The sequence below is a fragment of the Labrenzia sp. THAF35 genome (assembly GCF_009363595.1).
Lineage (GTDB): Bacteria > Pseudomonadota > Alphaproteobacteria > Rhizobiales > Stappiaceae > Roseibium > Roseibium algicola.
Map to the genome: position 1 here is coordinate 108,715 of NZ_CP045380.1, position 24,711 is coordinate 133,425.

The 24,711-nt window shown below is 59.9% G+C and carries 28 protein-coding genes and 1 riboswitch; of the genes, 12 read left to right on the plus strand and 16 right to left on the minus strand.

Features of this window, described 5'->3' with window-relative positions; all coding sequences use genetic code 11:
* Nucleotides 1-84: 84 nt before the first annotated feature.
* Genes FIU93_RS00525 through FIU93_RS00535 form a run of 3 tightly spaced genes read right to left on the minus strand, consistent with a single transcriptional unit; the run spans nucleotide 85 to nucleotide 2,788 of the window.
* The gene (locus tag FIU93_RS00525; RefSeq protein WP_152504567.1) at nucleotides 85-1,890 is read right to left on the minus strand and encodes an EAL domain-containing protein; all 1,806 of its coding nucleotides are present in this window, start codon (nucleotides 1,888-1,890) and stop codon (nucleotides 85-87) included.
* The gene (locus FIU93_RS00530; RefSeq protein ID WP_062490227.1) at nucleotides 1,887-2,471 is read right to left on the minus strand and encodes a heme NO-binding domain-containing protein; all 585 of its coding nucleotides are present in this window, start codon (nucleotides 2,469-2,471) and stop codon (nucleotides 1,887-1,889) included. Before FIU93_RS00530 ends, FIU93_RS00525 begins: the two co-directional genes overlap by 4 nt.
* Nucleotides 2,472-2,524: 53 nt before the next feature.
* Nucleotides 2,525-2,788, minus strand: coding sequence for a hypothetical protein (locus FIU93_RS00535; RefSeq protein ID WP_152504568.1), 264 nt, complete (start codon nucleotides 2,786-2,788; stop codon nucleotides 2,525-2,527).
* 107 nt (nucleotides 2,789-2,895) lie between these two features.
* Here FIU93_RS00535 and FIU93_RS00540 point away from each other — a divergent pair, with 107 nt between their 5' ends.
* Together FIU93_RS00540 and adh are read left to right on the plus strand one after the other, a co-directional pair.
* Nucleotides 2,896-3,840 carry a helix-turn-helix domain-containing protein gene (locus FIU93_RS00540; protein WP_209010259.1) on the plus strand — a complete coding sequence of 315 codons (945 nt, stop codon included), beginning with the start codon at nucleotides 2,896-2,898 and terminating at the stop codon, nucleotides 3,838-3,840.
* A 173-nt stretch (nucleotides 3,841-4,013) separates the two neighbouring features.
* A complete protein-coding gene (adh, locus tag FIU93_RS00545; protein WP_152504569.1) occupies nucleotides 4,014-5,534 on the plus strand; it encodes an aldehyde dehydrogenase in 1,521 nt (506 codons plus the stop codon).
* Nucleotides 5,535-5,642: 108 nt separating this feature from the next.
* Here the strand turns inward: adh and FIU93_RS00550 are convergent, their stop codons facing one another.
* Both FIU93_RS00550 and FIU93_RS00555 read right to left on the minus strand, forming a co-directional pair.
* Nucleotides 5,643-6,365, minus strand: a complete 723-nt coding sequence (locus FIU93_RS00550) for an alpha/beta fold hydrolase (RefSeq protein ID WP_152504570.1) — start codon at nucleotides 6,363-6,365, stop codon at nucleotides 5,643-5,645.
* 22 nt (nucleotides 6,366-6,387) lie between these two features.
* Nucleotides 6,388-6,750, minus strand: coding sequence for a helix-turn-helix domain-containing protein (locus FIU93_RS00555; RefSeq protein WP_228148064.1), 363 nt, complete (start codon nucleotides 6,748-6,750; stop codon nucleotides 6,388-6,390).
* 168 nt (nucleotides 6,751-6,918) lie between these two features.
* Between FIU93_RS00555 and FIU93_RS00560 the strand changes: the two genes are divergently transcribed.
* From FIU93_RS00560 to FIU93_RS00575, 4 genes are all read left to right on the plus strand, one after another.
* Nucleotides 6,919-7,533, plus strand: a complete 615-nt coding sequence (locus FIU93_RS00560; RefSeq protein WP_152504571.1) for a glutathione binding-like protein — start codon at nucleotides 6,919-6,921, stop codon at nucleotides 7,531-7,533.
* Nucleotides 7,530-7,916 carry a nuclear transport factor 2 family protein gene (locus FIU93_RS00565; protein ID WP_077290719.1) on the plus strand — a complete coding sequence of 129 codons (387 nt, stop codon included), beginning with the start codon at nucleotides 7,530-7,532 and terminating at the stop codon, nucleotides 7,914-7,916. Before FIU93_RS00560 ends, FIU93_RS00565 begins: the two co-directional genes overlap by 4 nt.
* 1 nt (nucleotide 7,917) lies before the next feature.
* Nucleotides 7,918-8,133: a 4-oxalocrotonate tautomerase family protein gene (locus FIU93_RS00570; RefSeq protein WP_152504572.1), complete on the plus strand. Its 216-nt coding sequence runs from the start codon at nucleotides 7,918-7,920 to the stop codon at nucleotides 8,131-8,133.
* Nucleotides 8,134-8,506: 373 nt separating this feature from the next.
* A complete protein-coding gene (locus tag FIU93_RS00575) occupies nucleotides 8,507-9,067 on the plus strand; it encodes a DUF4166 domain-containing protein (protein ID WP_173017235.1) in 561 nt (186 codons plus the stop codon).
* Between the two features lie 6 nt (nucleotides 9,068-9,073).
* On the opposite strand, the gene tyrS is transcribed toward FIU93_RS00575, so the two are convergent.
* The 3 genes from tyrS to FIU93_RS00590 all read right to left on the minus strand — a co-directional run bounded on the left by tyrS (nucleotide 9,074) and on the right by FIU93_RS00590 (nucleotide 11,805).
* Nucleotides 9,074-10,351: a tyrosine--tRNA ligase gene (tyrS, locus tag FIU93_RS00580; RefSeq protein ID WP_023001993.1), complete on the minus strand. Its 1,278-nt coding sequence runs from the start codon at nucleotides 10,349-10,351 to the stop codon at nucleotides 9,074-9,076.
* 328 nt (nucleotides 10,352-10,679) lie between these two features.
* Nucleotides 10,680-11,264, minus strand: a complete 585-nt coding sequence (locus tag FIU93_RS00585; RefSeq protein ID WP_075282278.1) for a hemerythrin domain-containing protein — start codon at nucleotides 11,262-11,264, stop codon at nucleotides 10,680-10,682.
* Between the two features lie 97 nt (nucleotides 11,265-11,361).
* On the minus strand, nucleotides 11,362-11,805 hold the full coding sequence (locus FIU93_RS00590; protein ID WP_062490240.1) for a MarR family winged helix-turn-helix transcriptional regulator: 444 nt from the start codon (nucleotides 11,803-11,805) through the stop codon (nucleotides 11,362-11,364).
* Between the two features lie 95 nt (nucleotides 11,806-11,900).
* On the opposite strand from FIU93_RS00590, the gene FIU93_RS00595 reads away from it, so the two are divergent.
* Nucleotides 11,901-12,605: a glutathione S-transferase family protein gene (locus tag FIU93_RS00595; RefSeq protein ID WP_152504574.1), complete on the plus strand. Its 705-nt coding sequence runs from the start codon at nucleotides 11,901-11,903 to the stop codon at nucleotides 12,603-12,605.
* Nucleotides 12,606-12,647: 42 nt separating this feature from the next.
* On the opposite strand, the gene FIU93_RS00600 is transcribed toward FIU93_RS00595, so the two are convergent.
* Both FIU93_RS00600 and FIU93_RS00605 read right to left on the minus strand, forming a co-directional pair.
* Entirely contained in the window at nucleotides 12,648-13,292 is a 645-nt protein-coding gene (locus FIU93_RS00600) for a cysteine hydrolase (RefSeq protein ID WP_152504575.1), read from the minus strand.
* Nucleotides 13,293-13,314: 22 nt separating this feature from the next.
* Nucleotides 13,315-13,782, minus strand: a complete 468-nt coding sequence (locus FIU93_RS00605; protein ID WP_023001998.1) for a MarR family winged helix-turn-helix transcriptional regulator — start codon at nucleotides 13,780-13,782, stop codon at nucleotides 13,315-13,317.
* A gap of 196 nt (nucleotides 13,783-13,978) precedes the next feature.
* On the opposite strand from FIU93_RS00605, the gene FIU93_RS00610 reads away from it, so the two are divergent.
* On the plus strand, nucleotides 13,979-14,794 hold the full coding sequence (locus FIU93_RS00610; protein ID WP_173017236.1) for a methyltransferase domain-containing protein: 816 nt from the start codon (nucleotides 13,979-13,981) through the stop codon (nucleotides 14,792-14,794).
* 64 nt (nucleotides 14,795-14,858) lie between these two features.
* Here the strand turns inward: FIU93_RS00610 and gcvPB are convergent, their stop codons facing one another.
* The 6 genes from gcvPB to FIU93_RS00640 form a co-directional block, all read right to left on the minus strand.
* A complete protein-coding gene (gene gcvPB, locus FIU93_RS00615; protein ID WP_152504577.1) occupies nucleotides 14,859-16,451 on the minus strand; it encodes an aminomethyl-transferring glycine dehydrogenase subunit GcvPB in 1,593 nt (530 codons plus the stop codon).
* Nucleotides 16,448-17,794, minus strand: a complete 1,347-nt coding sequence (gcvPA, locus tag FIU93_RS00620; RefSeq protein WP_152504578.1) for an aminomethyl-transferring glycine dehydrogenase subunit GcvPA — start codon at nucleotides 17,792-17,794, stop codon at nucleotides 16,448-16,450. Before gcvPA ends, gcvPB begins: the two co-directional genes overlap by 4 nt.
* Before the next feature lie 213 nt (nucleotides 17,795-18,007).
* Nucleotides 18,008-18,493: an OsmC family protein gene (locus tag FIU93_RS00625; protein ID WP_023002002.1), complete on the minus strand. Its 486-nt coding sequence runs from the start codon at nucleotides 18,491-18,493 to the stop codon at nucleotides 18,008-18,010.
* Between the two features lie 3 nt (nucleotides 18,494-18,496).
* Complete coding sequence (gene gcvH, locus FIU93_RS00630) at nucleotides 18,497-18,868, minus strand: glycine cleavage system protein GcvH (RefSeq protein ID WP_023002003.1); 372 nt, start codon at nucleotides 18,866-18,868, stop codon at nucleotides 18,497-18,499.
* 26 nt (nucleotides 18,869-18,894) lie between these two features.
* A complete protein-coding gene (gene gcvT / locus FIU93_RS00635) occupies nucleotides 18,895-20,046 on the minus strand; it encodes a glycine cleavage system aminomethyltransferase GcvT (protein WP_055657837.1) in 1,152 nt (383 codons plus the stop codon).
* A gap of 182 nt (nucleotides 20,047-20,228) precedes the next feature.
* A riboswitch (glycine riboswitch) is annotated at nucleotides 20,229-20,321 on the minus strand.
* Between the two features lie 224 nt (nucleotides 20,322-20,545).
* Nucleotides 20,546-21,130, minus strand: coding sequence for a hypothetical protein (locus FIU93_RS00640; protein WP_031269728.1), 585 nt, complete (start codon nucleotides 21,128-21,130; stop codon nucleotides 20,546-20,548).
* Between the two features lie 189 nt (nucleotides 21,131-21,319).
* Here FIU93_RS00640 and ispH point away from each other — a divergent pair, with 189 nt between their 5' ends.
* The 4 genes from ispH to FIU93_RS00660 are packed head-to-tail and all read left to right on the plus strand — an operon-like array spanning nucleotide 21,320 to nucleotide 24,699.
* A complete protein-coding gene (gene ispH, locus FIU93_RS00645; protein ID WP_023002006.1) occupies nucleotides 21,320-22,321 on the plus strand; it encodes a 4-hydroxy-3-methylbut-2-enyl diphosphate reductase in 1,002 nt (333 codons plus the stop codon).
* A gap of 4 nt (nucleotides 22,322-22,325) precedes the next feature.
* Entirely contained in the window at nucleotides 22,326-23,291 is a 966-nt protein-coding gene (gene thrB / locus FIU93_RS00650; protein ID WP_023002007.1) for a homoserine kinase, read from the plus strand.
* Nucleotides 23,288-23,758, plus strand: coding sequence for a ribonuclease HI (rnhA, locus tag FIU93_RS00655; RefSeq protein WP_055657829.1), 471 nt, complete (start codon nucleotides 23,288-23,290; stop codon nucleotides 23,756-23,758). The genes thrB and rnhA overlap by 4 nt, the downstream gene beginning before the upstream one ends.
* A gap of 17 nt (nucleotides 23,759-23,775) precedes the next feature.
* Nucleotides 23,776-24,699 carry a diacylglycerol kinase family protein gene (locus FIU93_RS00660; RefSeq protein ID WP_208984429.1) on the plus strand — a complete coding sequence of 308 codons (924 nt, stop codon included), beginning with the start codon at nucleotides 23,776-23,778 and terminating at the stop codon, nucleotides 24,697-24,699.
* Nucleotides 24,700-24,711: the final 12 nt, after the last annotated feature.

Sequence of the window (24,711 nt, forward strand, 5' to 3'; positions counted from 1 at the left end):
GCGTTCCCCGCGAGATCGACTTAGCCCCGTTTCCCAGAAAAGGAGACGGGGTTTTCTTTATGGAATACGGGAACGGTACCTCGATCAGGCGCTTTTGTATTTCACGTCCGGCGCCCAGACATCCAGCCATTGCAGGATCTCGTCGGCACCGATTGGCGGCGAAAAGTAGAAACCCTGGAATAGACGGCAGCCACAGTTTTTCAGAAACTCCAGCTCCTCGCGGGTTTCAACGCCTTCCGCCAGAACGTCCAGCCCCATGTTCTTGGCCATTGCCAGCATGGCGCCGGCAATTCTCTGCATCTTCGGGTTCCTGTCGAGCCCGGAAACGAACGAGCGGTCGATCTTCAGCGTCGCGACCGGTGTTTCGATCAAGGTTGCGATGGAGGAATGTCCGGTGCCGAAGTCATCAAGGGCCAGGGCGAAACCTGCCTGTTCCAGGTTACGGCACTGGGCAATCAGCTCCTGATCCGACTGGTCGAAGAGGATCGATTCCAGCAGCTCCAGCTGAATGTCCCCGGGCTTCAGGCCGGCCGCGGCAAGTTCGGCATGCAAGATCGCGACAAATTCCACCGACCTGAGGTTCGATGCCGTCACGTTCAACGAGAGCTTGCCTATGTCCCTGCCGGCGGATTTCCAGGCAGCAAAATGGGTGAACGCCTTACAACGCACCTGCCGGTCGATTTCGGACATGATGTTTGCCCTGGTCGCCGTTTCCAGGAAACGGGCCGGTGGCAAAACCCCTTGTTCTGCCGTCTCCCAGCGCGCGACCACCTCCAGGCCGCACACCCGACCCGTGACGATATCGATCTGCGGCTGAAAATAGGGAACGAACTGGCTGCGTTTCAGACCTTCTTCGATCTGTGAGACCAACCTGCTCGTCACCTCGTGCCGCCGGATCATCTCCTTTGACAGCAATTTGACGGACGACCGGGTGACCTTGGCATCGTAAAGCGCGATATCGGAATTCGCGATCAGCCTGTCGGCGTTCTGCACTTCGCCGGGATGAAACAGGACCACGCCTATACTCGCGCTGACCTGGCAGCTGTGCCCGTTGTAGCGGATTGGCATGGCGATCGCATTCAAGAGGCGCAGCGCCATGGCATAGAGGCTTTCCTTGTCCGGAGGCTCAGCCAGAAACAGGGCAAATTCATCACCGCCAAGCCGCGCAGGAAGATCGTTCGGACCGCATATTGCCGACAACGCCTCGGCCGTCTGCATCAGGATCATGTCGCCCGCGGTATGGCCGAAGTTGTCGTTGACCGACTTGAATTCGTCGAGGTCGATGTGAAGGAGCGCAAACACGTGCCCGGTGTCGGCCAGCTGCAACGCCTTTTCCAGACGTCGGTGCAGTGCCCCTCTGTTGGCAATCTCCGTCAGCGGATCCTGTGAGGCCTTCTTTTCCGCTTCGATCTTCGCCGCCTTCAATGCGGTTGCCATCTTCTGGCTGTCCTCCAGAAGCGTGCGCTGCGCTTCGAAGGAGTAGAAGAGATCGATGGAGAAGTCGTTCGGTTTGAAGTCGGTTTCCGTCAACCTGAAACGCTCGACGACCTGTGAAAGGTGAAGACCGAAGGACAGGTCCAGAAACACCGTGTCCTCGTCCGCAGCAGCAAGGGCGAAACCGCGAAACTGTATAGGCTCACCATCCTGCGGACATGCGGAAAGGACCAGTTTCGTGCCGAGCCTTTCGCGAACACAGGCCATGGATCTGACGTTACGCGGCCGCTCAACCGTGAAGATGTCGAACAAGTTTGCTCCCGACGCTTCCGGCCCGAGGATCCGTTCAAGGGTCGGGCCCAGTCCACTGATCCGGCCGCAATTGTCCAGAACAACATGCATGGGAAAAAGCATGTCGATGGCCTTGCAGGTCAGATCGAGTTTGGATGCTGTCAAATTCCGGCCTCGGTTCTCATGGGCTTGAGTGCAGTGTCGAGGATCCGGATTTCAAAGATGTCGTGATCCGCCTGTTCCGATTTCACCGCGACCTGGTTGACCTCGATGCTTTCACCGGTCTCCTTGGCGAGACCATGCAGAAGTCCGATGACCATCGGCGCCAGTCCGTCACGATCGGAATAGTAGTGCAGAATGCAGGATCCATCTTCCTTCTGGTCGACCTCGAAGGACGGCGGCTTCAGATGTGGCATCGACAGCAGGATCCGGTCGTGCATGTCATCGAGCCCCTTCAACTGCTCGATGAAGGAATTGCCGGCAAGGCGCATCAAATTGCCGAAATGCGAGGCGCCTGCGTATTCGACCCAGTATTTTCCGAAGATGCTCAGGACGTCCGATGCAGGCAGGCCGGTAAAGCTGCAGATGGCACCGACGAGCTTGTAGGTGATGGCATCGTCATAACTCGACATTCTTTCGAATTCGAGTTCCTCCAGGCCCGCGGTTTCGCAAATGCTTTGCCAGGCCTCGGGTCCGTGGTTGTCCAGAATGAACGTGCGAATGCCTTCGTTCACCATTCCATACATGCAGACTCCTCCAGAGTTAGCATTGTGAGTATAAGAATTTTCTTACGTCAGCATTAATCAGTTCCAGACATATGTCTGTTTTTAACTGCCATTACTGATAAACAATCACTACTTCCGCGCGAAATTTTCGAATTAATTACCCAACGTTTCTTTTTCTCCAAATAACCCATTGAGAAAAACAACAATGAATACCTGAAACTCTTGCCGGAAGAAGGCGCATCGTTTGAGGTACCGGAAAGGCGATGCAAACCTTCGTGTCCAGCCCGCCCGCGTCTTCGGTTCGGCCCCCTGCCGGACAGACGGCTTGCAATCGCCATGCAATCCCTCCATCCTCCGCGATCAATCGAGCGTTCATGGGAGGAACGATCCGACGGTTTGAAACCGGCGCAAACGGCTGGAGGACCCGAGGTCGGCGGTCGCATTTATGAAGGACCATGTCGAGACAGTTCTGCGAACCGTGCAATCGGGATCTGCGCCTGCGCTGTCCCGGATTGCCGCCTCGTGGCGCAGATCGATCGACAAGCACGGCCTAGACCCTGCCGCCCACAAGGCGCCCCAGCGCATGGGGGACGACCAGCTTTACCAGCGACGGGAAGAGACAGGTGCCTTCCTGAAAATCGCCACGCCGAAACTGGACCAATTATTCGGCCTGGTCGGTCAGTCCGGCTGCACGGTTCTGCTGACCGACGCGGAAGGCGTCGTGCTCGACCAGCGTTGCATGAGCGCCGATGCGGACATCTTTCAGGACTGGGGTCTCAGCCAGGGCACCGACTGGAGCGAAGCCGCCGTCGGCACAAACGGCATCGGCACCTGCCTTGCCGAGGAACGCAATCTGATCGTCCACCGGCAGGAACATTTCCTGGCTCGCAATGTCGGCATGAGCTGCATGGACGCGCCGATCTATGGTCCGGACGGCAGGCTGGCCGGTGCACTCGATGTGTCTTCTGCCCGTTCCGACCAGACGGAAACCTTCAACCGGCTGATCGCAGCGATGGTCTCGCAGACTGCAAGACAGATCGAGATCGAAACCTTCCGCGCCGCTTTTCCTGCCGCCCGTATCATCGTCGCCGACGGGGAAACTACCGATACTGCAATGCTGCTTGCCGTCGACGCCGACGACATCGTTCTCGGGGCGACGCGCGCCGCCAGGAAGGCCTTCGGGCTTGGTGCAAGCGGCCCTCTGAAGCCCCTGCCCGCTTCCGATCTGCTTGGCCGCGAGGATGGCCCGAGTGGCTTTGAGAAGGCCGAAAGGGCTGCCGTCATTCGTGCACTGGCGCGGGCCGGCGGCAACGTTTCCGAAGCCGCGCGCGCGCTCGGCATCGGCCGGGCAACCCTTTACCGGCGAATGAAACGGCTGAACATAGACTGATATCCCGGCTGACCTGTCTCAGAACTGAGACACATGCCGGGCACAGGCATCTGCCCCCTCCTACCACTGCGCAAGTTCCTCCGGCACAGTCCGCCCATTCCCGGTGGAGGACCGGGACCTTCGGCCCGTCGCAGCTTCGGTTGCCTGACCGCCGATCTTGTGGAGGAACCCAGATGAATCAGATGCCCAGTTTTTCCGTCGACACGACGTCTCCGTTCAAGTCCCGCTATGACAACTATATCGGCGGCAAATTCGTTGCGCCTGTGAACGGCCGGTATTTCAACAACATCACGCCGATTTCCGGCGCCACCGTTTGCGAAGTCGCCCGTTCCGATGCCGCAGACGTTGACCTGGCGCTTGATGCGGCCCATGCGGCCAAGGAAGCCTGGGGCCGAACCCCGGCAGCAGGGCGTGCCAATATTCTGCTGAAAATCGCCGATGTGATGGAGCAGAATCTCGACATTCTGGCCAAGGCAGAAACCTGGGACAACGGCAAGCCGATCCGCGAAACCACGGCAGCCGATATTCCGCTTTCCGTCGACCACTTCCGCTATTTCGCAGGCGTTCTGCGCGGCCAGGAAGGCTCCATGTCGGAGATCGATGCCGACACCATTGCTTACCACTTCCATGAGCCGCTCGGCGTTGTCGGGCAGATCATTCCCTGGAACTTCTCCATCCTGATGGCTGCCTGGAAACTGGCTCCGGCGCTTGCCGCCGGCAACTGCGTCGTTCTGAAACCGGCCGAGCAGACCCCGGCGGCAATCATGGTGCTGGCGGAGCTCATCGGCGGCCTGTTGCCGGATGGCGTTCTCAACATCGTCAATGGCTTTGGTGCAGAGGTTGGCGCCCCGCTCGCCAAGTCAAATCGCATCGCCAAGATCGCCTTTACCGGGTCGACCGAAACCGGCCGGATGATCATGCAGTACGCAACCGAGAACCTCATTCCGGTGACGCTGGAACTGGGCGGCAAGTCGCCGAACATCTTCTTTTCCGACGTCATGAGCGAAGACGATGCGTTCCTCGACAAGGCCATCGAGGGCTTTGTTCTGTTCGCCTTCAACCAGGGTGAAGTCTGCACCTGTCCGAGCCGGGCCCTGATCCAGGAAGACATCTACGAAGCCTTCATCGAACGGGCGATCGCCCGTGTGAAAGCTATCAAGCAGGGTGACCCGCGCGCCATCGAGACCATGGTCGGTGCCCAGGCCAGCCGCGAGCAGCAGGACAAGATCCTGTCCTATCTGACCATCGGGGTCGAGGAAGGTGCACAAGTGCTGTGCGGCGGCGCGGAAGCGAAGTTCGACGGCGACCTTTCCGGCGGCTTCTACGTTCAGCCGACCATCCTGAAAGGCCACAACAAGATGCGGGTCTTCCAGGAGGAAATCTTCGGCCCGGTGGTGTCCGTCACCACGTTCAAGACCGAAGAAGAAGCCCTGGCGATTGCAAACGACACCATGTACGGCCTCGGCGCCGGCGTGTGGTCGCGTGATGCCAACCGCTGCTACCGGTTCGGCCGCGCCATCGAGGCAGGCCGCGTATGGGTGAACAACTATCACGCCTACCCGGCCCATGCGGCCTTTGGTGGCTACAAGCAGTCCGGCATCGGCCGTGAGACCCACAAGATGATGCTGGATCACTATCAGCAGACCAAGAACATGCTGGTCAGCTACAACCCGAACAAACTCGGGTTCTTCTAAAGACTGCCGGCGTTACCCGATCTTGTCCTGGCAGTGATGCGGGGCAGTCTTCGAAAGAAGGCTGCCCCGTTTTCCGTTGAAGCTCCGGGAACGGCAGCCTGTTCATCGTCAAAGTTCTTCTGCAATCTCTTCCAGCAGATCCGCAAGCGCCTCAGGCTCGCTCACCATGGCATCGTGGCCTGTCGCGATCCGTGAGACCGGCCATCCCTTGGCCTGTGCCCGGGCCAGTGCGACTTTTGCCGGCGGATATGGCGGGTCAGTGCATTCGATGTAATGGGCTGGAAGACCGTTTCCGACCGGGTGCTTCAGGTCCAGTGCCGTGGTGAAGGTTCGGAACGGGTGCGGTGTCAGGCGCGGTTTCAAAAAGGCAACGTCGTCCGGCTTCGTGATGCCAAAACTTTCCGGCGGGGCTGGCGGCAGCGACAGGCCGCCGCTGCTGATTTCCGCCAGCTTCCTGCGGTCTTCGGCAAGATCTTGCGGCAGAAGATCGAACCAGGTCTCTCCGCTTTCCAGCATGATCGCGTCGAGATAGATCAGACCGGCAATCCGCTCCGGCACGAGGTCTGCAACCCCGGTGATCGGAATGCCGCCAAAGCTGTGGCCGACTAGAACGACGTCCGCCAGGTCCTCGAACTGAAGATGGCGCACGATATCTTCCACGAACGTCCGGATCGTGATGTCCGGTGAAAGCAGATGCGAGCGCTCGCCAAGGCCCGTCTGCGTTGGTGCGGTCACGCGATGCCCACGTGCCCGCAGGATGTTTGCCAGACGCGACCAGCACCAGCCGCCATGCCAGACACCATGGACGCAAACGAAAGTCTGCTGTTTCAAGAGCCCCTCCCCGCTTCAACGCCTATTCGGCGGCTTCGGCCGCCATCTGGAAATCGCGCCGTACCTTCAGTTTGTGCCCGACTTCGACAATGGCTTCCAGTGCCGGAATCAGATCCTGGCCCAGATCCGTCAGCTCATATTCAACGGAAGGTGGCGATGTCGGGCGGACATGGCGCAACAGCACACCGCGGCCTTCCAACTCTGAAAGGCGCTGTGACAGCACCTTGCCGGACACAGGGGGAATATCCGCCTTCAGCTCGTTGAAGCGGCGGGGACCTGCCCGCAGGCTCCAGATGACGTTGGGTGCCCAGGCTCCGGAAATCACCTGCATGCACTGGGTCAGACTGCAAGGGGTCGGCGGTTTCGGGCTCAGATTCTTGCGCATTTTCAAGGCCATGGGCACCACACGATCTTCAAGGGTCCAAGGTCACGCGGGAACCATCAGGTTTCTGCCCGGTAACTCGATAATGCAAGTTACCAATAGAAACCTACTTGTCAATGGTGACTTCAAAAGACACCTTCCGGGCATCGATACGAACCAAGGAGCCAATCGATGAAACTGTTCTACAAACCCGGTGCCTGTTCCATGGCTGCTCATCTCCTGCTCAACGAAGCCGGAGCCACCTACAGTCTCGAAAAAGTCGATACGACCGCGGGTCTGACGGAGACCGGCGCAGCATACGCGCTGACCAATCCGCGCGGCTACGTGCCGGCACTTCGGTTTGAGAACGGTGACGTTCTGACGGAAAACGTTGCCATCCTGCATTGGCTTGGCGAGCAGTACCCGGACTTTGCGACGGATACAGCTGGCAAGCCGCTCGACCGGTTCCGCGTGCTGGAATTGCTCAGCTTCCTGTCCTCAGAGCTGCACAAAGGCTTCAGTCCGTTCTTTTCCGGCAAGGAATTTTCTGAAGCAGAAGCAGCTGAAAACCAGGCAAAGCTGAATACCAAGCTCGGCCAGTTCGACGCCTTGCTGGCAAAGGGCGGCGATTATCTTTTGGGAGATACCTTCTCCGTTGCCGACGCCTATGCCTTTGTCATCTTGAACTGGACAAACTTCATCGGCGTGTCTCTTGGCGACTGGCCGAAGACGGCAGCCTATGTCGAGCGCATCCGTGCTCGCCCGGCCACCCTGAAGACCCTTCAGGAAGAAGGTCTGGCGGCATGAGCAGTGCCTTGGCTGCGCTGGAAAAGGTCATATCCAACTATTTCGACGCGCTTTATCACTGCGATACCGACCTGCTGCAGCAGGTGTTTCACGAGAAGGCAATCTACGCCACGGCGGACGAGACACCCCTGCTCTATCGCACGATGGCCGAATATGTACCGGTCGTCGCCGCCCGCCAGTCGCCGGCGTCCCGGGGTGAGGAGCGCCGCGATGTCATCGACGAGATCCAGTTCGCCGGTGAGAACACAGCCTTTGCCAGAGTTCGCTGTTCGATCGGCAACAACGATTTCACCGATTTCCTGACCTTCGTGCGGGACGAAGGCCGCTGGCAAATCATGGCGAAGATATTCGAAATCCGACCACGCAACGAAGGAGTGGCCTGACATGCCTTACGTGAATATCCAGGTGACCCGTGAAGGGGTGACGGCGGAGCAGAAAGCCAAGCTTATCAAAGGCGCGACGGACCTACTGGTTGACGTTCTCGACAAGAACCCTGCAACCACCTTCGTGGTGATCGAGGAAGTGGACCTTGAGAACTGGGGCGTCGGCGGCCTGCTGGTGGAAGAATACCGGGCAAGGCAGCTGGAAAAACAGAGCTGAACGGTCAAATGGAAGCCGGGGCAATCCCGGCTTCTTTCTTTGCCGCGTTGCGCTTCCCTCTTTCAGTTCCTCGCCACTGTCCGGAAAACCCTGGACTATTTCGTTCGTCCCAAACATTCGTCATCGCAGGGCTCGACCCTGCAATCCACGCCGTGACCGTGTTTCAACCAGTAGCCTCAATTGGCGGATGGGGAACGGCATGGATGCCATGGCCAGGCCATGGCATGACGGAGGAAGTGGAGAGGGATGATGAGGAGGCTGAATGGTGCTCACCTGGGCGTCACCAAACAAGTGCAAAGAGTTTTTGCTGTTGTCCAATCAACGCGAGAATGGTCTGTCTGAGAAGACACTTCGACATCAAAGCAGATCTCACATGCCCCGCACGCTTTATCAAACCATCCTCGGCCCCGAGTTCGACAAGGTACCGGCAGAAATCCGGCGGATGCACAGCTTTGCGCGGGTGGCGCGGGGCACCGCGGATGTCAGCCGGGGAAGCTCGTGGGGCGCAAAGCTGATCTGCAGGCTGGCGAAGTTGCCGGAAGCACGGATGGGTGTTCCGGTCGAGACCAGCTTTGAACCTATCGTGGGTGGAGAGCGCTGGACCCGGCGGTTTGACGGGCAGCCGTTCCAGACCGACATGATGGACGGTACTGGCGAAGCGTATCCCTGCATGCTCGAGCGCCTTGGACCTTTCCTGTTCAAGATGCGGGTAACGGCAAGTGACAAGGGCATCGACATTACCCCGGCAGAGGTTTCGCTTGGACCGCTTCCGCTGTCGCTGCGCCTTGCTCCGAGAGCGGTCGGGCGCGAGCGTGTTGTCGATGGAAGGTACAGTTTCACCGTAGAGGTGACCTTCCCGCTGATCGGGAAGGTCTTCGGCTACAACGGCCGGCTGGAGCCGGCCGTACTGATCGATGATGCAAAAGCCGTCTGACCGGCCTCACTCGAAGCCGACCAGGGCCTTGCGGCGTTTGCCGACAGAAATCGACAAACGGTCGTTGGCCTGAAGATCGCCGGTGGCAATGCGGCGGCGCGCGTCGTCGACGATCTGATTGTTGAGGCGAACGCCTCCACCTTCTACCAGCCGCCGTGCCTCGCCGTTGGATGCTGCGAAGCCGACCGCGACCACAAGCTCCAGAAGACCGAGACCGTCTGCCAGAATTTTCAGCGGCAGACTGTGGGTCGGTTCCAGGATCTCGCCTTCGCCCGAAAACAGGGCATCGCCTTGCTGCAAGGCGCCGCGCGCTTCTTCCGGGCCATGAACGATTGCCGTCACCTGGGTTGCCAGGATCTTCTTGGCTTCGTTCAGCTCCGCCCCTTCCAGCGCCGCAAGTCGTTCGATTTCGCTCATCGGCAGCTCGGTAAAAAGGCGCAGGCACTTGGCGACATCTGCATCGGCGGTGTTGCGCCAGAACTGCCAGAAGCCGAAGGGCGACAGGTGTTCGGGATGCAGCCACACGGCACCCGCAGCCGTCTTGCCCATCTTCGCACCGCTGGCGGTGGTCAGCAGAGGAACAGTGAGGCCGTGCAACTTGCGGCCATCACGGCGGCCGAGTTCCACACCATTGACGATGTTGCCCCATTGATCGGATCCACCGACCTGTAGCGCACAGTCATGACGCTTTGCCAACTCCAGAAAATCAACGGCCTGCAGCATCATGTAGCAGAACTCCAGAACCGTCAGCGGCATCTGAGCATCGAGGCGCGACTTGACGCTGTCGAAGGTCATCATGCGGTTAACGGTGAACTGGGAGCCATAGTCGCGGAGGAATTCCAGGAAGCGGAATTCATTGAGCCATTCCGCATTGTCGACCAGCAAAGCCCCATCTTCGCCGTTCATATCCACGAGACGCTCAACGGATCGTCGTATGCTCGCGATGTTGGCTGCGATCTGGCGTTCTTCCAGCATCGGCCGGGCATCCTTGCGGAAACTCGGATCGCCGATCTGACTTGTGCCACCGCCAAGCACGACGATGGGACGATGGCCGAGCTTCTGCAGCCAACGCATGGTCATCAACGGCATCAGGTGGCCGACATGAAGACTTGCCGCCGTGGCATCGAACCCGGCGTATGCGGTGATCGGCCCTTGTGACAGCGTCTGGTCGAGCGCCTCGATATCCGTGCATTGGTGCACAAGACCACGCTCCAGAAGCACGGCGAGTGCTTCCGATTTGAGTTTTGTCGCCGGTTTTCCGGCTTCGATCATATGTCTGGTCATTTTTCGCTTCCTGGTTCCCCCGCCAGGAAGCTCGGGTCTCTAGAAACCAAAAAGCCGCCTGACGCGGCGGCTTTTGAGGTGTCTATGGGGTGAACAAGATCCTACGCAGCCGCCGGTATGTCGGTGACGTAATAAAAATACACGAAGGATGCGCTCATCTTGGTCATGCCAGCTTAAATGCGTTAGGGCGGGAAAAGAGTCAAGCCTGTTGTGTTCGTGACGTTCCAGACCCCGGCAAGTGTAACCGGAATGCCTCAAGGCTGCGCGCGGTCAAGAAATCCCACCTAACCCAGGGCGACAGGCGTGCGCTTCCGCACATCTGGCCGCGTTACGACAACCCGAGTTTCCGTTCGCCGCGATCCAGGATAACCGGAACGATCAGGTCTTCCTCGTCATCCAGATGGCGCATCAGGCCGGAGATCAAGGTGTCGCTGACACCGGCGAAACTGTCGGCCGCGCGGCGGATGGCATCGCGGTCTTTCGTCTGCAATTGCCCGAACAGCTTGTTGGCGCTCTTGATCACCGCCTCAATGCGATGGTGGATCAGTTCGTGGTCGCCCTCCAGTAGCTCAAAGCCATCCACCAGGCGCTTTTCGGCTTCCATGAACACCGGGAAATAGTGCTCATCCTCGATCATGTGGTGGTGATGCAGCTCACTGAGAAACTGTTGCAGACGCGGGGCAAAGAGGTTGCCGAAACGGTTTACCGGGAGCCGTTGTTCGCGGAAGTCGGTCAGGATCGTATCCAGGTCAGCACCGAGCTGACGGAAGCCGTTATGCCGTGCGAGCCAGAATTCGGTCAGTGGGCCGAGGTTCCGGTGACCCGGCCAGTCTTCGCGCGGATGTTCTTTCAGAAGGAACAGCCACTCCTGCGGAAGTCCGGTCCGTTCATCCAGATTGGTGGTGTTGGTCATGGGTTTCAGGTCCGGTCAGAGAGAAGGTTTGCCGACCTTATACGCATGTTTTGGCCTGTCATGCGGAAACAGTGTGTTCACTCCCCGGGAACAGACGTCACTGCACCAGTTTGCCCAGCACCTTCCAGAGCGCTTCGGTGTCCCCCGGCTCCAGATGCCTTGTGAATTCGGTTTCCACCGCTGCCCGGTAACACGGCCACATGGCCTTCAAGAGCGTCTCCCCTTCCTGGGTCAGACGCACCGAGACACCTCTGCCGTCTTCCGGGCTCTTCAGCTTTTCGATGTAGCCCGCAGCGGCCAGCCGGTCGAGCAGGCGCGAAACATTGTACTGGGCCAGCAGCATCCGCTTTTCGATTTCGACCGGTCGCAAAGTTTTGTCCTCTGCCCGGCTTAATTCCAGCAGCACATCGTACCAGCCAAGAGGTGGGAATCCGGCCGCCTTCAGGCGTGCCTCGACCCGTGCCAGCACGTTGCCGCTTGCACGCTGCAGACGGGCCCAGGCGTCGATGGCCTGGGGGACGGTTTCGGCGGAATTGCTCATAGCCAAGAAATAGAAAATTTATGCAATTGCATCAATCTTGATTTTTCATGCATATGCATCCATCTTGATGCAGATGCATGAAAAGGAGTTTCCAGATGCCCGACACACTTACCCTGATCAGCCATGCGCTTTGCCCTTACGTGCAGCGCGCGGCGATCGTCCTTCATGAAAAGAATGTCCCGTTTGACCGGGTTACCATCGACCTTGCCGACAAACCGGACTGGTTCCGCGCGGCCTCACCACTCGGCAAGGTGCCGCTGCTGAAACTGGGTGGTGATCGCTATCTCTTCGAATCCGCCCCGATCGTCGAATTCCTGGACGAGACAGAAGGGAGCCGGCTGCACCCGGAGGACCCTGCCGAACGCGCGCGGCACCGGGCCTATATCGAATTCGCTTCGCAGATCCTGAACGGCATCGGCGCGCTCTACAACGCCAGGGACGACACCGGGTTTTATGCTGCGGGTGAAGCACTTCGTGCAAAGTTCAGTCATCTGGAAGGTGAACTTGATCCGGACGGTCCCTTCTTCGCCGGCAGAGCCTTTTCGCTCGTCGATGCGGCTTTCGCCCCGGTGTTCCGCTATTTCGATGTCTTTGAGACGTTCTTGACGCTTGAAATGTTTGACGACCTCGACCGGGTTCTTGCGTGGCGTAGCAAGCTTGCGGCCCGCACATCGGTTCAAGAAGCAGTTACTGCGGACTATCCAGCGCTTTTGACCGCCTTTCTGCAAAACCGAAATAGCTGGATCTCCCAACTTCTCGACTTGCGCAGCCGGGAGCGATCACTCCTGGTCGCACACTGAGGCCTTCAAGCGCAGCCGGACATGGCTCCGACTGCGCCCGCTTCAGGCGAAGGCTGCGCCGAGTTTGCCCAACTCGCCTTTGAGGTCCGTCCATCTGTCCGGCGTCGTGGTTAGTGTCGCAGGATCCCTGATTTCGACGTCATAGCCCCGGTTCAACGCACCTTTTGCGGTCAGCTGAACGCAGTGACAGGCATCAAGCCCAACCAGGACCAGCCGCCCGATCCGCTTTTCCTCAAGCCAGGCTTCCAATTGCGGACTGGAGAAACTGTCACCGATCGACTTCTCAAAGACCGGAGCATTGCCGACAGCAAGTGTTCGGTCGAGCTTCAAACCGTCTCGCCCCGGTGTGCCGATACCGCCCGCCGACATCTTCATGGCCACGATCACCGGCCAGTCGCGGAAGACATTCTTGACGAAAGCGACCTGGTGGCCTGCCATCCGGTGCGCTTCCACCTGACGCCCTATTTCGGCAAGCACAGCGTCTCTCTGGCCTGGGTCAAAAGCGTGTTTGCCGGTGTTCCTGGTGAAGTCCTCCTGCACGTCGATCACCACCAGAGCTGTGCCCGGCCGCATTGACCTGTCGATACTTGCGCCCTTTGTCGGCGTTCCCAGCCGCCGCAGGCAATAAACGATATAGGCGACAACGCCTGCGGCACAGAGCCCGGCCGCAATCCAGATACCGGTCATGTGACCTCTCCTGTTCGTGAAATTATTCCAGTGCCTTGGGCCGATCCGGGTCGTCCTCGAACGCGGCAAAATGATCAAGCATGGTGCAGAGCACCCGCTGCGTGGAACGCAGATCGTCGTCCGAGAAGAGCTCGCAGACTGTCTCGATTTCGTCAGTCTCCCGTGCCCGGATTTCGCCGAACCGGTCGTGCCCCGCTTCGTTCAAGGCAAACAGTGGTGATCGCTTGTGCGCCGGATTGGCCCGGCGCTCGACCAGTCCCTGCTCTTCCAGAGCGTTCATCACGAGCTGGATCTGCTGGCGGGCAAGAAACAGCGCCCGGCCGATCTCGGGTACCGCCATCGGCCCGGCTTCCTCCAGCACTTCCATGACCGCTCGCATACCGACGGTCACGCCGGTTCCCTCCAGCTTGGCCTCCACCGCCCGCGCAAGCCGGCGGTGCACGGGGCGTATCAGGCGGATGATTTCATAAAGCTCGACGGATTTCTTCATGGGCACCTCATTTGACAATTTATATGTCATTTTGACATTTATATTGTCAATAAGATTTTTGAACGTCCCTGTGTGTCATCACCCTGGAACCGAAGGCTCCAAGCCAGACGTTTCGATCCCGGTGAAAACCAGGTTCCGTGCCTTGGCGAGGGTTTGGAGCTATACTGCCGGTCCCGTTCGTAGTCTGGAGCGAACCATGAGCAATCAGGAAGGCGTCCCCCGAAACGGAACATTTGCCGAGCGATACGACAGTGTCATGGTGCCGGTGATCTTTCAGCCTTGGGCACAAGAGCTGCTCCAACGGCAACCACCCCAAAACGGAGACCGGATCCTGGACCTTGCGTGCGGCACCGGTGCGGTAATCCGTGAAGTCGCGAGCCTTGGGAACGGATTTGCGAGGCTGACCGGCGTGGACATGAGTGCGGGAATGCTGGCCGTTGCGGCCGAAAAGGCCAGCGTAAACGGGATAGACGCAGAATGGTTCGAGGCAACCGCAGGCGATCTGCCATTCCCTGATGGTGGCTTTGACCTCGCTTACTGTCAGCAGGCTTTGCAGTTCTTCCCCGATCGTGTCGGAGCCCTGCGCGAACTTCACCGCGTTCTGGCACGCGGGGGCCGCGTCGCCTTCTGCGTTTCCCGCGGTCTGTCCGAAAACCCTCTGCTGATGGCGCAGGCAATCGCATTGGAAAAACACGTCGACGCAGAGGCGGGGGCAGCCGTTCGTGCGATCTGCCAACTCTCCGACCCTGAAGAAATACGATCGAACTTTGAAGAAGCCGGGTTTCTGGATATCCAACTGGAGACAGTTTCACTGACGCTTCATCACCCGGATGGCCGTGCGTATGCCGCCGGAGCCATGGGCGGCATGCATACCGGAGACAAGCTCTCCAGGCTATCCGAAGACGACAGAAACGCCTGCTTCAATGATTTCCTGAAAGAACTGGGCCCCTGTTTTGACGGCAAGGCAATCCGGTTTCCTCACGTCTCCAACGTAGTGACAGCGCACACCTGAGCGACAGGAAACAAAAAACCCCGGCCGAAGCCGGGGTTTTCATCCTTGAAAATTCGTCCACGTGCTACTCGGCAGCAGCCGGGGTCACTTCGGCCGGAGCCGGCTCGGTCCATTTCAGGACCGGCTTGCGAGCTGCACCCGTTTCGTCCAGACGGCGTCGCGGGGCAAGGTACGGTGCACCGGAGAAGCGTTCCGTTTCGCCGCGCTTTGCGCTCATCACGAGATCGCGCATGGTGGCGACAAAAAGATCGAGCGCAGCCCGGCTTTCCGATTCCGTCGGCTCGATCAGCATCGCGCCATGGACAACCAACGGGAAGTACATGGTCATCGGATGATAGCCTTCGTCGATCATCGCCTTGGCGAAGTCGAGCGTGGTCACGCCGGTGTCCTTCAGGAAGCTGTCGTCGAACAGCACTTCGTGCATGCACGGACGCTCGCCAAATGGCAGGCTCATCAGGTCCTGCAGGCCGACGCGAATATAGTTCGCATTCAGCACCGCATCTTCAGACGCCTGCCGCAGACCGTCGGAGCCGTGGCTCATCATGTAGGACAGAGCCCGCACGTACATGCCCATCTGGCCGTGGAACGCGGTCATGCGGCCGAACGGCTGCTCGCCGTCCTTGGTGGCGGCTTCGGTTTCGACCAGTTCGACACCTTTTTCCGTCTTGCGGATGAACGGCAGCGGCGCGAAAGGAGCCAGTCTCTGGGACAGGACGACCGGACCGGAACCCGGGCCACCGCCGCCGTGAGGCGTCGAGAAGGTCTTGTGCAGGTTGATATGCATGGCGTCGACGCCAAGATCCCCCGGGCGGGCCTTGCCGACGATAGCGTTGAAGTTGGCGCCATCGCAGTAGAAATAGGCATCCGCCTTGTGAATCAGATCGGCGATCTGTTTCACTTCCCGTTCGAACAGCCCACAGGTGTTCGGGTTGGTCAGCATGATGCCGGCGATGTTGCCTTCGTGTTCGGCAATGGTCTTCTTCAGTGCCTCCAGATCGACGGTCCCGTCGTCCTTGGCATCGATGTTGACGACCTTGTAACCCAAGAGCGCTGCCGTTGCCGGGTTGGTGCCATGAGCGCTTTCCGGCACCAGAACGATCTTCGGATCACGGCCGGCAGCAGTGTGGGCTGCCTTGATCGCCATCATGCCGCACAATTCGCCATGGGCACCGGCTTTCGGGCTCATCGCGACAGCGGAGGTGTTGGTGGACACCATCAGCCAGTGGGCAAGCGCATCGATCAGTTCCAGTGCGCCGGGCACCGAGGACACCGGCTGAAGCGGATGGATGTCCGCGAAGCCCGGCAGACGGGCCATCTTCTCGTTGAGGCGCGGATTGTGCTTCATGGTGCACGAGCCGAGCGGATAGAGACCGCTGTCGATGGCATAGTTGTTCCGCGACAGGCGCACATAGTGACGCATGGCTTCCGGTTCGGCGAGGCCGGGCAGACCGATCTCGGCCTTGCGCTTGAAGCTGCCAAGCTCGAACTCGGCGCTTTCGTTCTCGTCGAGATCGACACCGGTGGTTTCCAGCGAGCCGAATTCGAAAATCAGCGGCTCTTCCATATCGAGACCACGGTTGCCGGTGAAAGTCTTCGGGCGGAAAGCATCCCCGGCATCACCTGCTGCGGTCGGGCGGCCTTGCGTGTTCATGCTCATGCCAGCACCTCCTTCAGCGCGTCCGCAAAGGCCGCGCGGTCTTCATCCGTATTGACTTCGGTCGACGCGACGACCAACAGGTTCGCGAGATCCTTGTTGCCCGGCTCCAGTCGAGAAACCGGCAGGCCTGCGAGAACGCCCCGTTCGGCCAGTTGCTCGACCACGTCCTCGGCCACCTTCGGCAGCGCAATCGTGAACTCGTTGAAATAGGCCGAGTTCAGAACCTCGACACCGGACACGCCGGCAAGAAGCTTCCTCAGCTTGACCGCGTTGCCGTGGTTGATGCGGGCGAGTTTGGTCAACCCGGCCTGCCCCAGCAGCGACATGTGAATGGTGAAGGCAAGGCAGCAGAGACCGGAGTTGGTGCAGATGTTGGACGTTGCCTTGTCGCGGCGGATATGCTGTTCGCGGGTGGACAGCGTCAGCACGAAACCGCGCTTGCCTTCCGCATCCACCGTCTCACCGCAGAGCCGGCCCGGCATCTGGCGGACATATTGCTGGCGGGTGGCGAAGAGACCGACATAAGGACCACCGAAGTTGAGGCCGTTGCCGATAGACTGGCCTTCACCGACCACGATATCCGCGCCTTGTGTTCCCGGCGGTTCGATCAGGCCGAGCGACACCACTTCGGTGAAGACCGCGATCAGCAGCGCCTTGTGCTGGTGCGCCTTTTCGGCAATCGGCTTCAGGTCGATCAGCTGGCCGTAGAACGACGGCGACTGGACGACAACGCAAGACGTCTCGTCATCGATCTGTGACAGGATGTCTTCGGTGCCCGTCGGGTCTGCCGGGAGGCTGACGACCCGATCGCCGGCCATGTTGGACAGGCCTTCGACGACTTCCCGGTACTGCGGATGCAGCCCGCCGGAAAGCACGGCCTTGTTGCGCTTGGTCACCCGGTGCGCCATCAGCACGGCTTCACCGGTGCCGGTGGAGCCGTCATACATGGACGCGTTGGCGACATCCATTGCGGTAAGGCGCGCTACCTGGGTCTGGAACTCGAACAGGTACTGAAGCGTACCTTGCGTGATTTCCGGCTGATAGGGCGTATAGGAGGTCAGGAACTCCGACCGCTGGATCAGGTGGTCGACCGTTGCCGGCACATGGTGCTTGTAGGCACCTGCGCCGACGAAGAACGGAACGGAGCCGGCCGCAGTGTTCTTCGATGCCATGGCCGAGAGCTTGCGCTCCACTTCCATTTCGCTGGCTCGTTTGGGAAGGTCGAGCAGACCCTTCATGCGAACGTCTTCAGGGATATCCGCAAAGAGTTCATCGACGGATTTGACGCCGACCCGCGCGAGCATGTCGCTGCGGTCGGTATCGTTCAAAGGCAGGTAGCGCATCAGGCAGCTCCCAAGGGTTTGATCAAAAATCGGACCGGCGAAAACCACGCTCTCGCTTCATCGGCCCGGAACCGGAGAACTGACAAGCTTCCGGATACGGGCTCCCCGTTTCCTGCTCGGCGCGGTGGCGCCGTGCAGACGCACAGAGAAGAGAACTGGTCACCATCCAGAACAGGGAACCGGCTGCGACTTCGTGCGGCCGGTTCCGGAAAGTCACGGTGCGACAAGGCGGAGCGGTTCGGGCTCCACAACGATCTCGCACTTCACGGAGTTGGCTATGAAACAGACGTCATGCGCCTTTTCATGCAGATCGGTCAGCCAGGTCGGATCCGGGTCCTCGGCCGCAACCAGCGTGATAACCGGCCGCAGCACCACTTTCGTGATTGCCATCTTGCCCCGCGCCACCCGGCTCATTTCGCCCTGGGCACGGTCGCTGTAACTGGCGACAACGAAATTCGCCCGCCGGGCAAGATCCAGGAAGGACATCATGTGGCAGGACGAGATAGCGGCGACGAAAGCCTCTTCCGGATCGACGGCGGCCTCAATGGAATATGGCAGGGGTACCACCGTGGGCGAAGCGCTTGCCGGGATCTCCAGACCACCGTCAAAACGCCAGATGTGCCCTCTGGAATAGGCGTTTGCGGCATAGTCGCCGTCGCATGCCCATTCCACCTGTGCCGTGTAGTAGTGCCCTGCCATGAATTACAACGTCTCCACGTATGCCTTGTAGGCTGCCGCGTCCATCAGGTCGGACAGCTGATCCGCATTGCCGACGGTCATCTTGATGAACCATGCAGCGCCTTCGGGATCTTCGTTCACCTTGGCCGGCTCGTCCACCAGCGCATCGTTGGCTTCAACGACTTCACCGTCGATCGGAGCGTAGACTTCACTGGCGGCCTTGACGGATTCAACGACGGCGGCTTCATCGCCCTGTGACAGCGCCTTGCCGGCTTCCGGCAGTTCGACGTAAACGACGTCGCCGAGCTGCTCCTGCGCGTAAGTCGTGATGCCGATAGTGGCTTTGTCGCCATCTACGGCGATCCACTCGTGGTCCTTGGAGTAATAGGTGGTCATATTGTGCGTCCGTTATCTGGAAAGATTTATGCTTTGGGTTTGCGGTAATACCGGTTCGGAACAAACGGCATGTCCGCGACGGTAGCGGGCAAGCGCTTGCCTCTGACGATCAATTCAAGTGGCGTGCCAGTTTCGGAGTGCTCCACCGGGACATAGCCCATGGCGATCGGGGCACCCACGGTCGGTGCGAAACCGCCGGATGTCACGGTGCCGATCACCGGCCCGTCGGGCAGTGCGATCTCGGCTCCTTCCCGCGCAGGTGCCTTGCCATCGAGGCGCAGGCCGACGCGGACACGGCCCGGTCCCTTTTCGAGTTCGCCCTGAATGCGTTCGGCGCCCGGAAAGCCGCCTTCTTCTCGGCGGCGCTTCTGCATGCAGAAGGTGATGGCGCCTTCGACGGGAGACGTCATCTCGTCAATGTCGTGTCCGTAGAGGCACAGCCCTGCCTCAAGACGCAGGCTGTCGCGGGCCCCGAGCCCAATCGGTTCGACCCTGTCGTCGGCGAGCAGTGCACGGGCAATCGCTTCAGCAGCACCGGCAGGCACGGACATCTCCACGCCGTCCTCGCCGGTATAGCCGGCACGGGCAACGTGGCAGTCGATCCCGTCAAACTCCATCGGTTCGGCGGCCATGAAGCCAAGTTCGGCTGCCCTGGGCGCATGTGCTGCGACCGCAGCCACGGCTTCCGGTCCCTGAACCGCGATCAGCGCACGATCGTCGATCACTTCAAGGGTCACGTTTTCAGGCAGTCTGTCGCGGAAATGGGCGTAGTCGACATCCTTGCGGGAGGCATTGACCACCAGCATCAGCTTGCCGTCTTCTGCTTCGGACAGCGGCCGGGTGACCATCAGATCGTCGATGATGCCGCCTTCGTCGTTGAGCAGCACCGTGTAGCGCTGACGGCCGTGGCCAAGTTCGACGAAATTGGACGGGGTCAGCGCTTCCAGAGCCCGGGCCGTCGTTTCGTGATCGGGACCGATCAACAGGGCCTGGCCCATGTGAGAGACGTCGAAAAGGCCGGCCTTCGTGCGGGTCTGCTGGTGCTCGGCCATGATGCCGGCCTTGTACTGCACGGGCATGGAATAGCCGGCAAACGGCACCATGCGTGCACCCAGTTCCACATGAAGGTCGTGAAGAGGCGTTTGTTTCAGATCTTCGTCTGCAACGGTTTCCGCCATGAACGGTCCTCGTATTCGGGGTTGCGCAGTCCCGAACCGGCCCACATGGGTCCTGATCCGTCTGCACCCCCTCTGTCCGAGTACCTGAGAGATTTCCCGACCGGCGCCGATGACGCCTTTCGGTTACTCCTTCGGTGAGCAGTCCGCAAACCCACTTGCGGAGCACTGCTTTCCAGAGCGTTGCAGTTCATGCGGTCCTTCTGCCTGAGAGTTTCCGGGGCGGTTGCTCCTTCGGCGCCAGGATCCTTTCACCCGGCCTCTCCCGCATAAACATTGACGTGTTTCCACGCCAACCGGGGGACGACCCCGATTGGGGCCGGATTGTGCGAGGCAGACATAGTCTTGTCAATATGCGACATGCAGCCCCCGCAATTTTGCCGGTGCACAATTTTAGGCATCGTCTTGCAGAGTGTGCACGATCAATGGCCGGCCGGTTTCCATCTTCCCGGCCAGGCCTCAAATCCAGTCGAACCTGATGTGCTACGTGCGTGGCCGGGCCTTAGCGGCGACGGCCTTCGTCAAAGCCGAAGACAACCTTGGCGTCCGCACCTGCCGGGATCGTGAATTTCTCTTCGATCAGCGTCCAGGTTTCGCTTGGCGAGTTCGCTCCAAGCGTGACCGGAATTTTCACGATCTCGGAGCTGAGCGGCTTGGCTCCGCTGCCCCCGGGCACAATGGCGACGCGCATCGGCAGAACCACTTCGCCGCCCTTCCAGGCAGGACCGGAGGTGACATCGCCGGACAGGCCCAGCTTCATGCGGCGGCTACCGTCCGGTTGCTGCGTGCAGGTGTTGGCCCAATCCTTGACGGTGGCCTGGTAAAGCAGACCCTGCGGGTCATCGTCCTTGCCGCGCACATACTTGCGGATCAGGAATGTGTTGGACTGAAGCTGCAGCGCGGGACAGGGAACCGGCGGCGCAAAGGTTTCGGGAGAAATCTCGATCGGCTGCTGGCCACCGGAAATAACCTTGCCCGCAACACCGTCAGCGGCACTCATACACCCCGCAAGAGCCGCGGCGGAAAGGCCCACGGCCATAATTGTCTTCAGGGTCTTGCCGGAGACGGCGGGAATCGCACTGATCATCTTCATTCCATAAAAATGCAACAATTGTCGGCGGAGCTTCATAGCAGGTGAAGAATTGCTTGGCGAGGCTTGTCAAACGCAAACCTTCAAGCAGCTCATTGTGGCTGAATTGGTTCAGCTTGCCGCACATCCCTTGACACAGCGTGGCTGCGAGCCCTTATTGCGCGCAGAAACGTTCCTCGAAAGAGCATGATGACCGAGAGCAAACAGGAAAAAACACCGCTTGCCATTCACCTTTGCGCGCCCCGAGGGTTCTGCGCCGGTGTCGATCGCGCGATCCAGATCGTGGAACTCGCCCTGGAAAAATACGGCAGTCCGGTCTACGTCCGTCACGAGATCGTGCACAACAAGTTCGTGGTGGACGGGCTGAAGGCCAAGGGCGCTGTGTTCGTGGAAGAGCTGGAAGAAATACCGGCCGGGCACACCGACAGACCGGTGATCTTCTCTGCGCACGGCGTACCGAAATCCGTGCCGGAAGACGCCCAGAGCCGCAAGATGTTCTATCTCGACGCCACCTGTCCCTTGGTCTCGAAGGTCCACAAGGAAGCGGAAATCCATTTTCGCCGGGACCGCGAGATTCTGCTGATCGGTCATGCGGGGCATCCTGAAGTGATCGGCACCATGGGCCAGTTGCCCGAGGGCACCGTCAGCCTGATCGAGACTGAAGACGACGCGCGCGCCTTCACGCCGAAGACCGACCGCCCCCTCGCCTATATTACCCAGACCACCTTGTCCGTGGACGACACGGCCGGGATCGTGGCTGTGCTGCAGGACCGGTTCCCGCAGATTGTCGCTCCGCACAAGGAGGACATCTGCTACGCAACCACCAACCGTCAGGAAGCGGTCAAGCATGTGGCGCCAAAGGTCGACGCAATGATCGTTGTCGGCGCCCCGAACTCCTCCAACTCGCAGCGCCTGCGTGAAGTTGCTGAACGGGCCGGGTGCAGGACTGCAGTGCTGATCCAGCGCGCAAGCGACATCGACTGGCACGATTTCGAAGGTATCACGTCGTTGGGTCTGACAGCAGGTGCATCGGCCCCCGAGACCCTGGTAGAGGAAATCATCGCGGCATTTGCCGATCGGTTCGACGTCAACGTCGAGACGGTGCGTACTGCCGAAGAAACGATTTCCTTCAACCTGCCGCGGGAGCTGCGCGAGATGATCGCCTCCTCCCAGGCCGCTGCCGGATAACCCCATGGCTGTTTATACCGAAGTAACCGATGAGGAACTGAACGACTTCATCGGCAGCTACGATGTCGGACGTCTGTTGTCATTCAAGGGCATTGCCGAAGGTGTCGAGAACAGCAACTTCCTGGTCCACACGGACAAGGCGTCCTACATCCTGACGCTATACGAAAAGCGCGTGAACCCGGACGATCTGCCTTATTTTCTGAACCTACTGCAGCATCTGGCCGCAAAGGGCCTGTCCTGTCCGACGCCGGTCCCTTCGAGGGACGGCAAACTTCTGGGCACACTCGCCGGCCGACCGGCCGCGCTGGTCACCTTTCTGGACGGCATGTGGGTCAAGCGGCCCAAAGTGGATCATTGCGCCGAGCTGGGCCGGGCCATGGCAGAGTTGCACCTGGACGGCGCCGATTACGACGGGTTCCGCAAGAACGCGCTCGACGTCAGCGGCTGGCGGCCCCTGTTCGATCAATGCGGGGAGCGCAGCGATACGGTTCATCCCGGTCTCGGTGCAGAGATCGCCAGCGAGCTGGACCACGTGGAAAAGGTCTGGCCCAGGGACCTTCCGGGTGGGGTGATCCATGCGGATCTGTTTCCCGACAACGTGTTCTTTCTGGGCAACGAGCTTTCCGGGCTGATCGATTTCTATTTTGCCTGCAACGACGCCTTTGCCTATGACATTGCCATCTGTCTCAACGCATGGTGCTTCGAGCAGGACATGTCGTTCAACGTGACCAAGGCAAAGGCCCTGCTCAAGGGCTATGCCGCCGTGCGACCGTTGAGCGAGGCTGAATACGATGCCTTGCCGACCCTTTGCCGGGGCGCGGCCCTGCGTTTCCTGCTGACACGGCTCTATGACTGGCTAAGCGTGCCGGAAGGTGCGCTGGTTACGCCGAAGGATCCGCTGGAATATCTAAAGAAGCTCCGCTTCCATCAGAGCATTTCCTCCACGCAGGCCTACGGGTTGGAGCGATGACGGAGAACAACAACCGGGTCACGATCTATACGGACGGCGCTTGTTCCGGCAATCCTGGCCCGGGCGGCTGGGGTGTCATCCTGCGGTTCGGGGAGCATGAGAAAGAGCTTTCCGGCGGCGAGTCGGAAACCACCAACAACCGTATGGAGCTGATGGCCGCCATTGAGGCGCTGAATGCCCTCAAGCGCCCTTGTGCGGTCGACCTTTATACCGACAGCACATACGTGCGCAGCGGCATCAAGGAATGGATGTATGGCTGGAAGCGCAAGAATTGGCGCACGGCTGCCAACAAGCCGGTAAAGAATGCGGATCTCTGGCAAGCTCTTGACGCCGCAAGGGAACGTCATGACGTTACCTGGCACTGGGTCAAGGGACATGCCGGCCATCCGGACAATGAACGTGCAGACGAACTGGCGCGCGGCGGAATGGCCCCGTATAAGAGCGGCGAAAAAACGAATCCTGTCTGATGAGCAGAGGATTTTGAGTGAGACTTTTCTGGTGGTCCGGCGCAGCAGCAGTGCGCACAATGGTTCCGGATATGGCCGGAAAGGTTCTGATCGTGGCCAACCCGACCTCGGGTGGCTATAGCGCCGAATTTCTGGATGACGTGCGCAATCGCCTGGAAGATCTCGGCTGCAAGACCGAGATCCGGTTGACGAGACGCGCAGGCGAGATCGGCGACATCTGCGCGGATCCCTCGCTGCCTGTGCAGACGCTGGTGGTTGCCGGCGGAGACGGCTCCGTCAACGAGGCCCTGACCGGATTTCAGAACCACCCCGCCCCGCCGCAACTGGGCATCATTCCCTTCGGCACCGCCAATGTGCTTGCCCTTGAACTTGGCCTCCCGCGCAATGCGAAGGCAATTGCCGAACTGATCCGACGCGGCAAGACCAGGCAGTTGCACTATGGCCTTGCCAACGGCAGGCCATTTGTACTGATGGCCTCTGCCGGGTTCGATGCCGAAGTCGTTCACGCCGTGCCGCTTTCCCTGAAGCGGCGCCTTGGCAAGCTCGCCTATGTCATCACGGCGCTGCGGACCGGTTTCAAACGCAAGAGCGCCTCGCTGAAGGTGATCCTGGACGGTGAAGAGCTGACCGGCAAACTCGCCGTAGCCAGCAACGCCCGCCACTATGGCGGCCCCTTTGTCATTTGCCCCGGCGGGGCGACCGATCCCGGCTTGCATATGCTGGTTCTGGAAAGGGACGACCCCTGGTCGTCCTTCTGCTACGGCGTCGCGCTCTTGATGGGCCGCATCCACAAGGCCAAGGGCGCTTTGGTGCGCCCGTTCAAAACGGCTTCCATTCTGGCAACAGGTGCCGTGGCTGCACAGGTGGACGGCGATCCCTTCGGTGCAACGCCGCTGGAAATCCGGCAAACGGACAAGACCGTGCCCATCCTGGCACCTTGACGCGGAAACGGC

Coding starts and splice junctions, on each gene's coding strand:
- FIU93_RS00560 (WP_152504571.1), top strand. CDS start 6,919: ATGAAACTGTTCTACAAACCCGGTGCCTGTTCCATGGCTGCTCATCTC.
- FIU93_RS00565 (WP_077290719.1), top strand. CDS start 7,530: ATGAGCAGTGCCTTGGCTGCGCTGGAAAAGGTCATATCCAACTATTTC.
- FIU93_RS00555 (WP_228148064.1), bottom strand. CDS start 6,750: ATGCGCAAGAATCTGAGCCCGAAACCGCCGACCCCTTGCAGTCTGACC.
- ispH (WP_023002006.1), top strand. CDS start 21,320: ATGATGACCGAGAGCAAACAGGAAAAAACACCGCTTGCCATTCACCTT.
- thrB (WP_023002007.1), top strand. CDS start 22,326: ATGGCTGTTTATACCGAAGTAACCGATGAGGAACTGAACGACTTCATC.
- FIU93_RS00590 (WP_062490240.1), bottom strand. CDS start 11,805: ATGAGCAATTCCGCCGAAACCGTCCCCCAGGCCATCGACGCCTGGGCC.
- FIU93_RS00610 (WP_173017236.1), top strand. CDS start 13,979: ATGAGCAATCAGGAAGGCGTCCCCCGAAACGGAACATTTGCCGAGCGA.
- FIU93_RS00530 (WP_062490227.1), bottom strand. CDS start 2,471: ATGTATGGAATGGTGAACGAAGGCATTCGCACGTTCATTCTGGACAAC.
- FIU93_RS00600 (WP_152504575.1), bottom strand. CDS start 13,292: ATGACCGGTATCTGGATTGCGGCCGGGCTCTGTGCCGCAGGCGTTGTC.
- gcvPB (WP_152504577.1), bottom strand. CDS start 16,451: ATGAGCATGAACACGCAAGGCCGCCCGACCGCAGCAGGTGATGCCGGG.
- FIU93_RS00535 (WP_152504568.1), bottom strand. CDS start 2,788: ATGGCGATTGCAAGCCGTCTGTCCGGCAGGGGGCCGAACCGAAGACGC.
- tyrS (WP_023001993.1), bottom strand. CDS start 10,351: ATGACCAGACATATGATCGAAGCCGGAAAACCGGCGACAAAACTCAAA.
- gcvT (WP_055657837.1), bottom strand. CDS start 20,046: ATGGCGGAAACCGTTGCAGACGAAGATCTGAAACAAACGCCTCTTCAC.
- FIU93_RS00570 (WP_152504572.1), top strand. CDS start 7,918: ATGCCTTACGTGAATATCCAGGTGACCCGTGAAGGGGTGACGGCGGAG.
- rnhA (WP_055657829.1), top strand. CDS start 23,288: ATGACGGAGAACAACAACCGGGTCACGATCTATACGGACGGCGCTTGT.
- FIU93_RS00605 (WP_023001998.1), bottom strand. CDS start 13,782: ATGAAGAAATCCGTCGAGCTTTATGAAATCATCCGCCTGATACGCCCC.
- adh (WP_152504569.1), top strand. CDS start 4,014: ATGAATCAGATGCCCAGTTTTTCCGTCGACACGACGTCTCCGTTCAAG.
- FIU93_RS00540 (WP_209010259.1), top strand. CDS start 2,896: ATGAAGGACCATGTCGAGACAGTTCTGCGAACCGTGCAATCGGGATCT.
- FIU93_RS00585 (WP_075282278.1), bottom strand. CDS start 11,264: ATGACCAACACCACCAATCTGGATGAACGGACCGGACTTCCGCAGGAG.
- FIU93_RS00575 (WP_173017235.1), top strand. CDS start 8,507: ATGCCCCGCACGCTTTATCAAACCATCCTCGGCCCCGAGTTCGACAAG.
- gcvH (WP_023002003.1), bottom strand. CDS start 18,868: ATGACCACCTATTACTCCAAGGACCACGAGTGGATCGCCGTAGATGGC.
- FIU93_RS00595 (WP_152504574.1), top strand. CDS start 11,901: ATGCCCGACACACTTACCCTGATCAGCCATGCGCTTTGCCCTTACGTG.
- FIU93_RS00625 (WP_023002002.1), bottom strand. CDS start 18,493: ATGGCAGGGCACTACTACACGGCACAGGTGGAATGGGCATGCGACGGC.
- FIU93_RS00640 (WP_031269728.1), bottom strand. CDS start 21,130: ATGATCAGTGCGATTCCCGCCGTCTCCGGCAAGACCCTGAAGACAATT.
- gcvPA (WP_152504578.1), bottom strand. CDS start 17,794: ATGCGCTACCTGCCTTTGAACGATACCGACCGCAGCGACATGCTCGCG.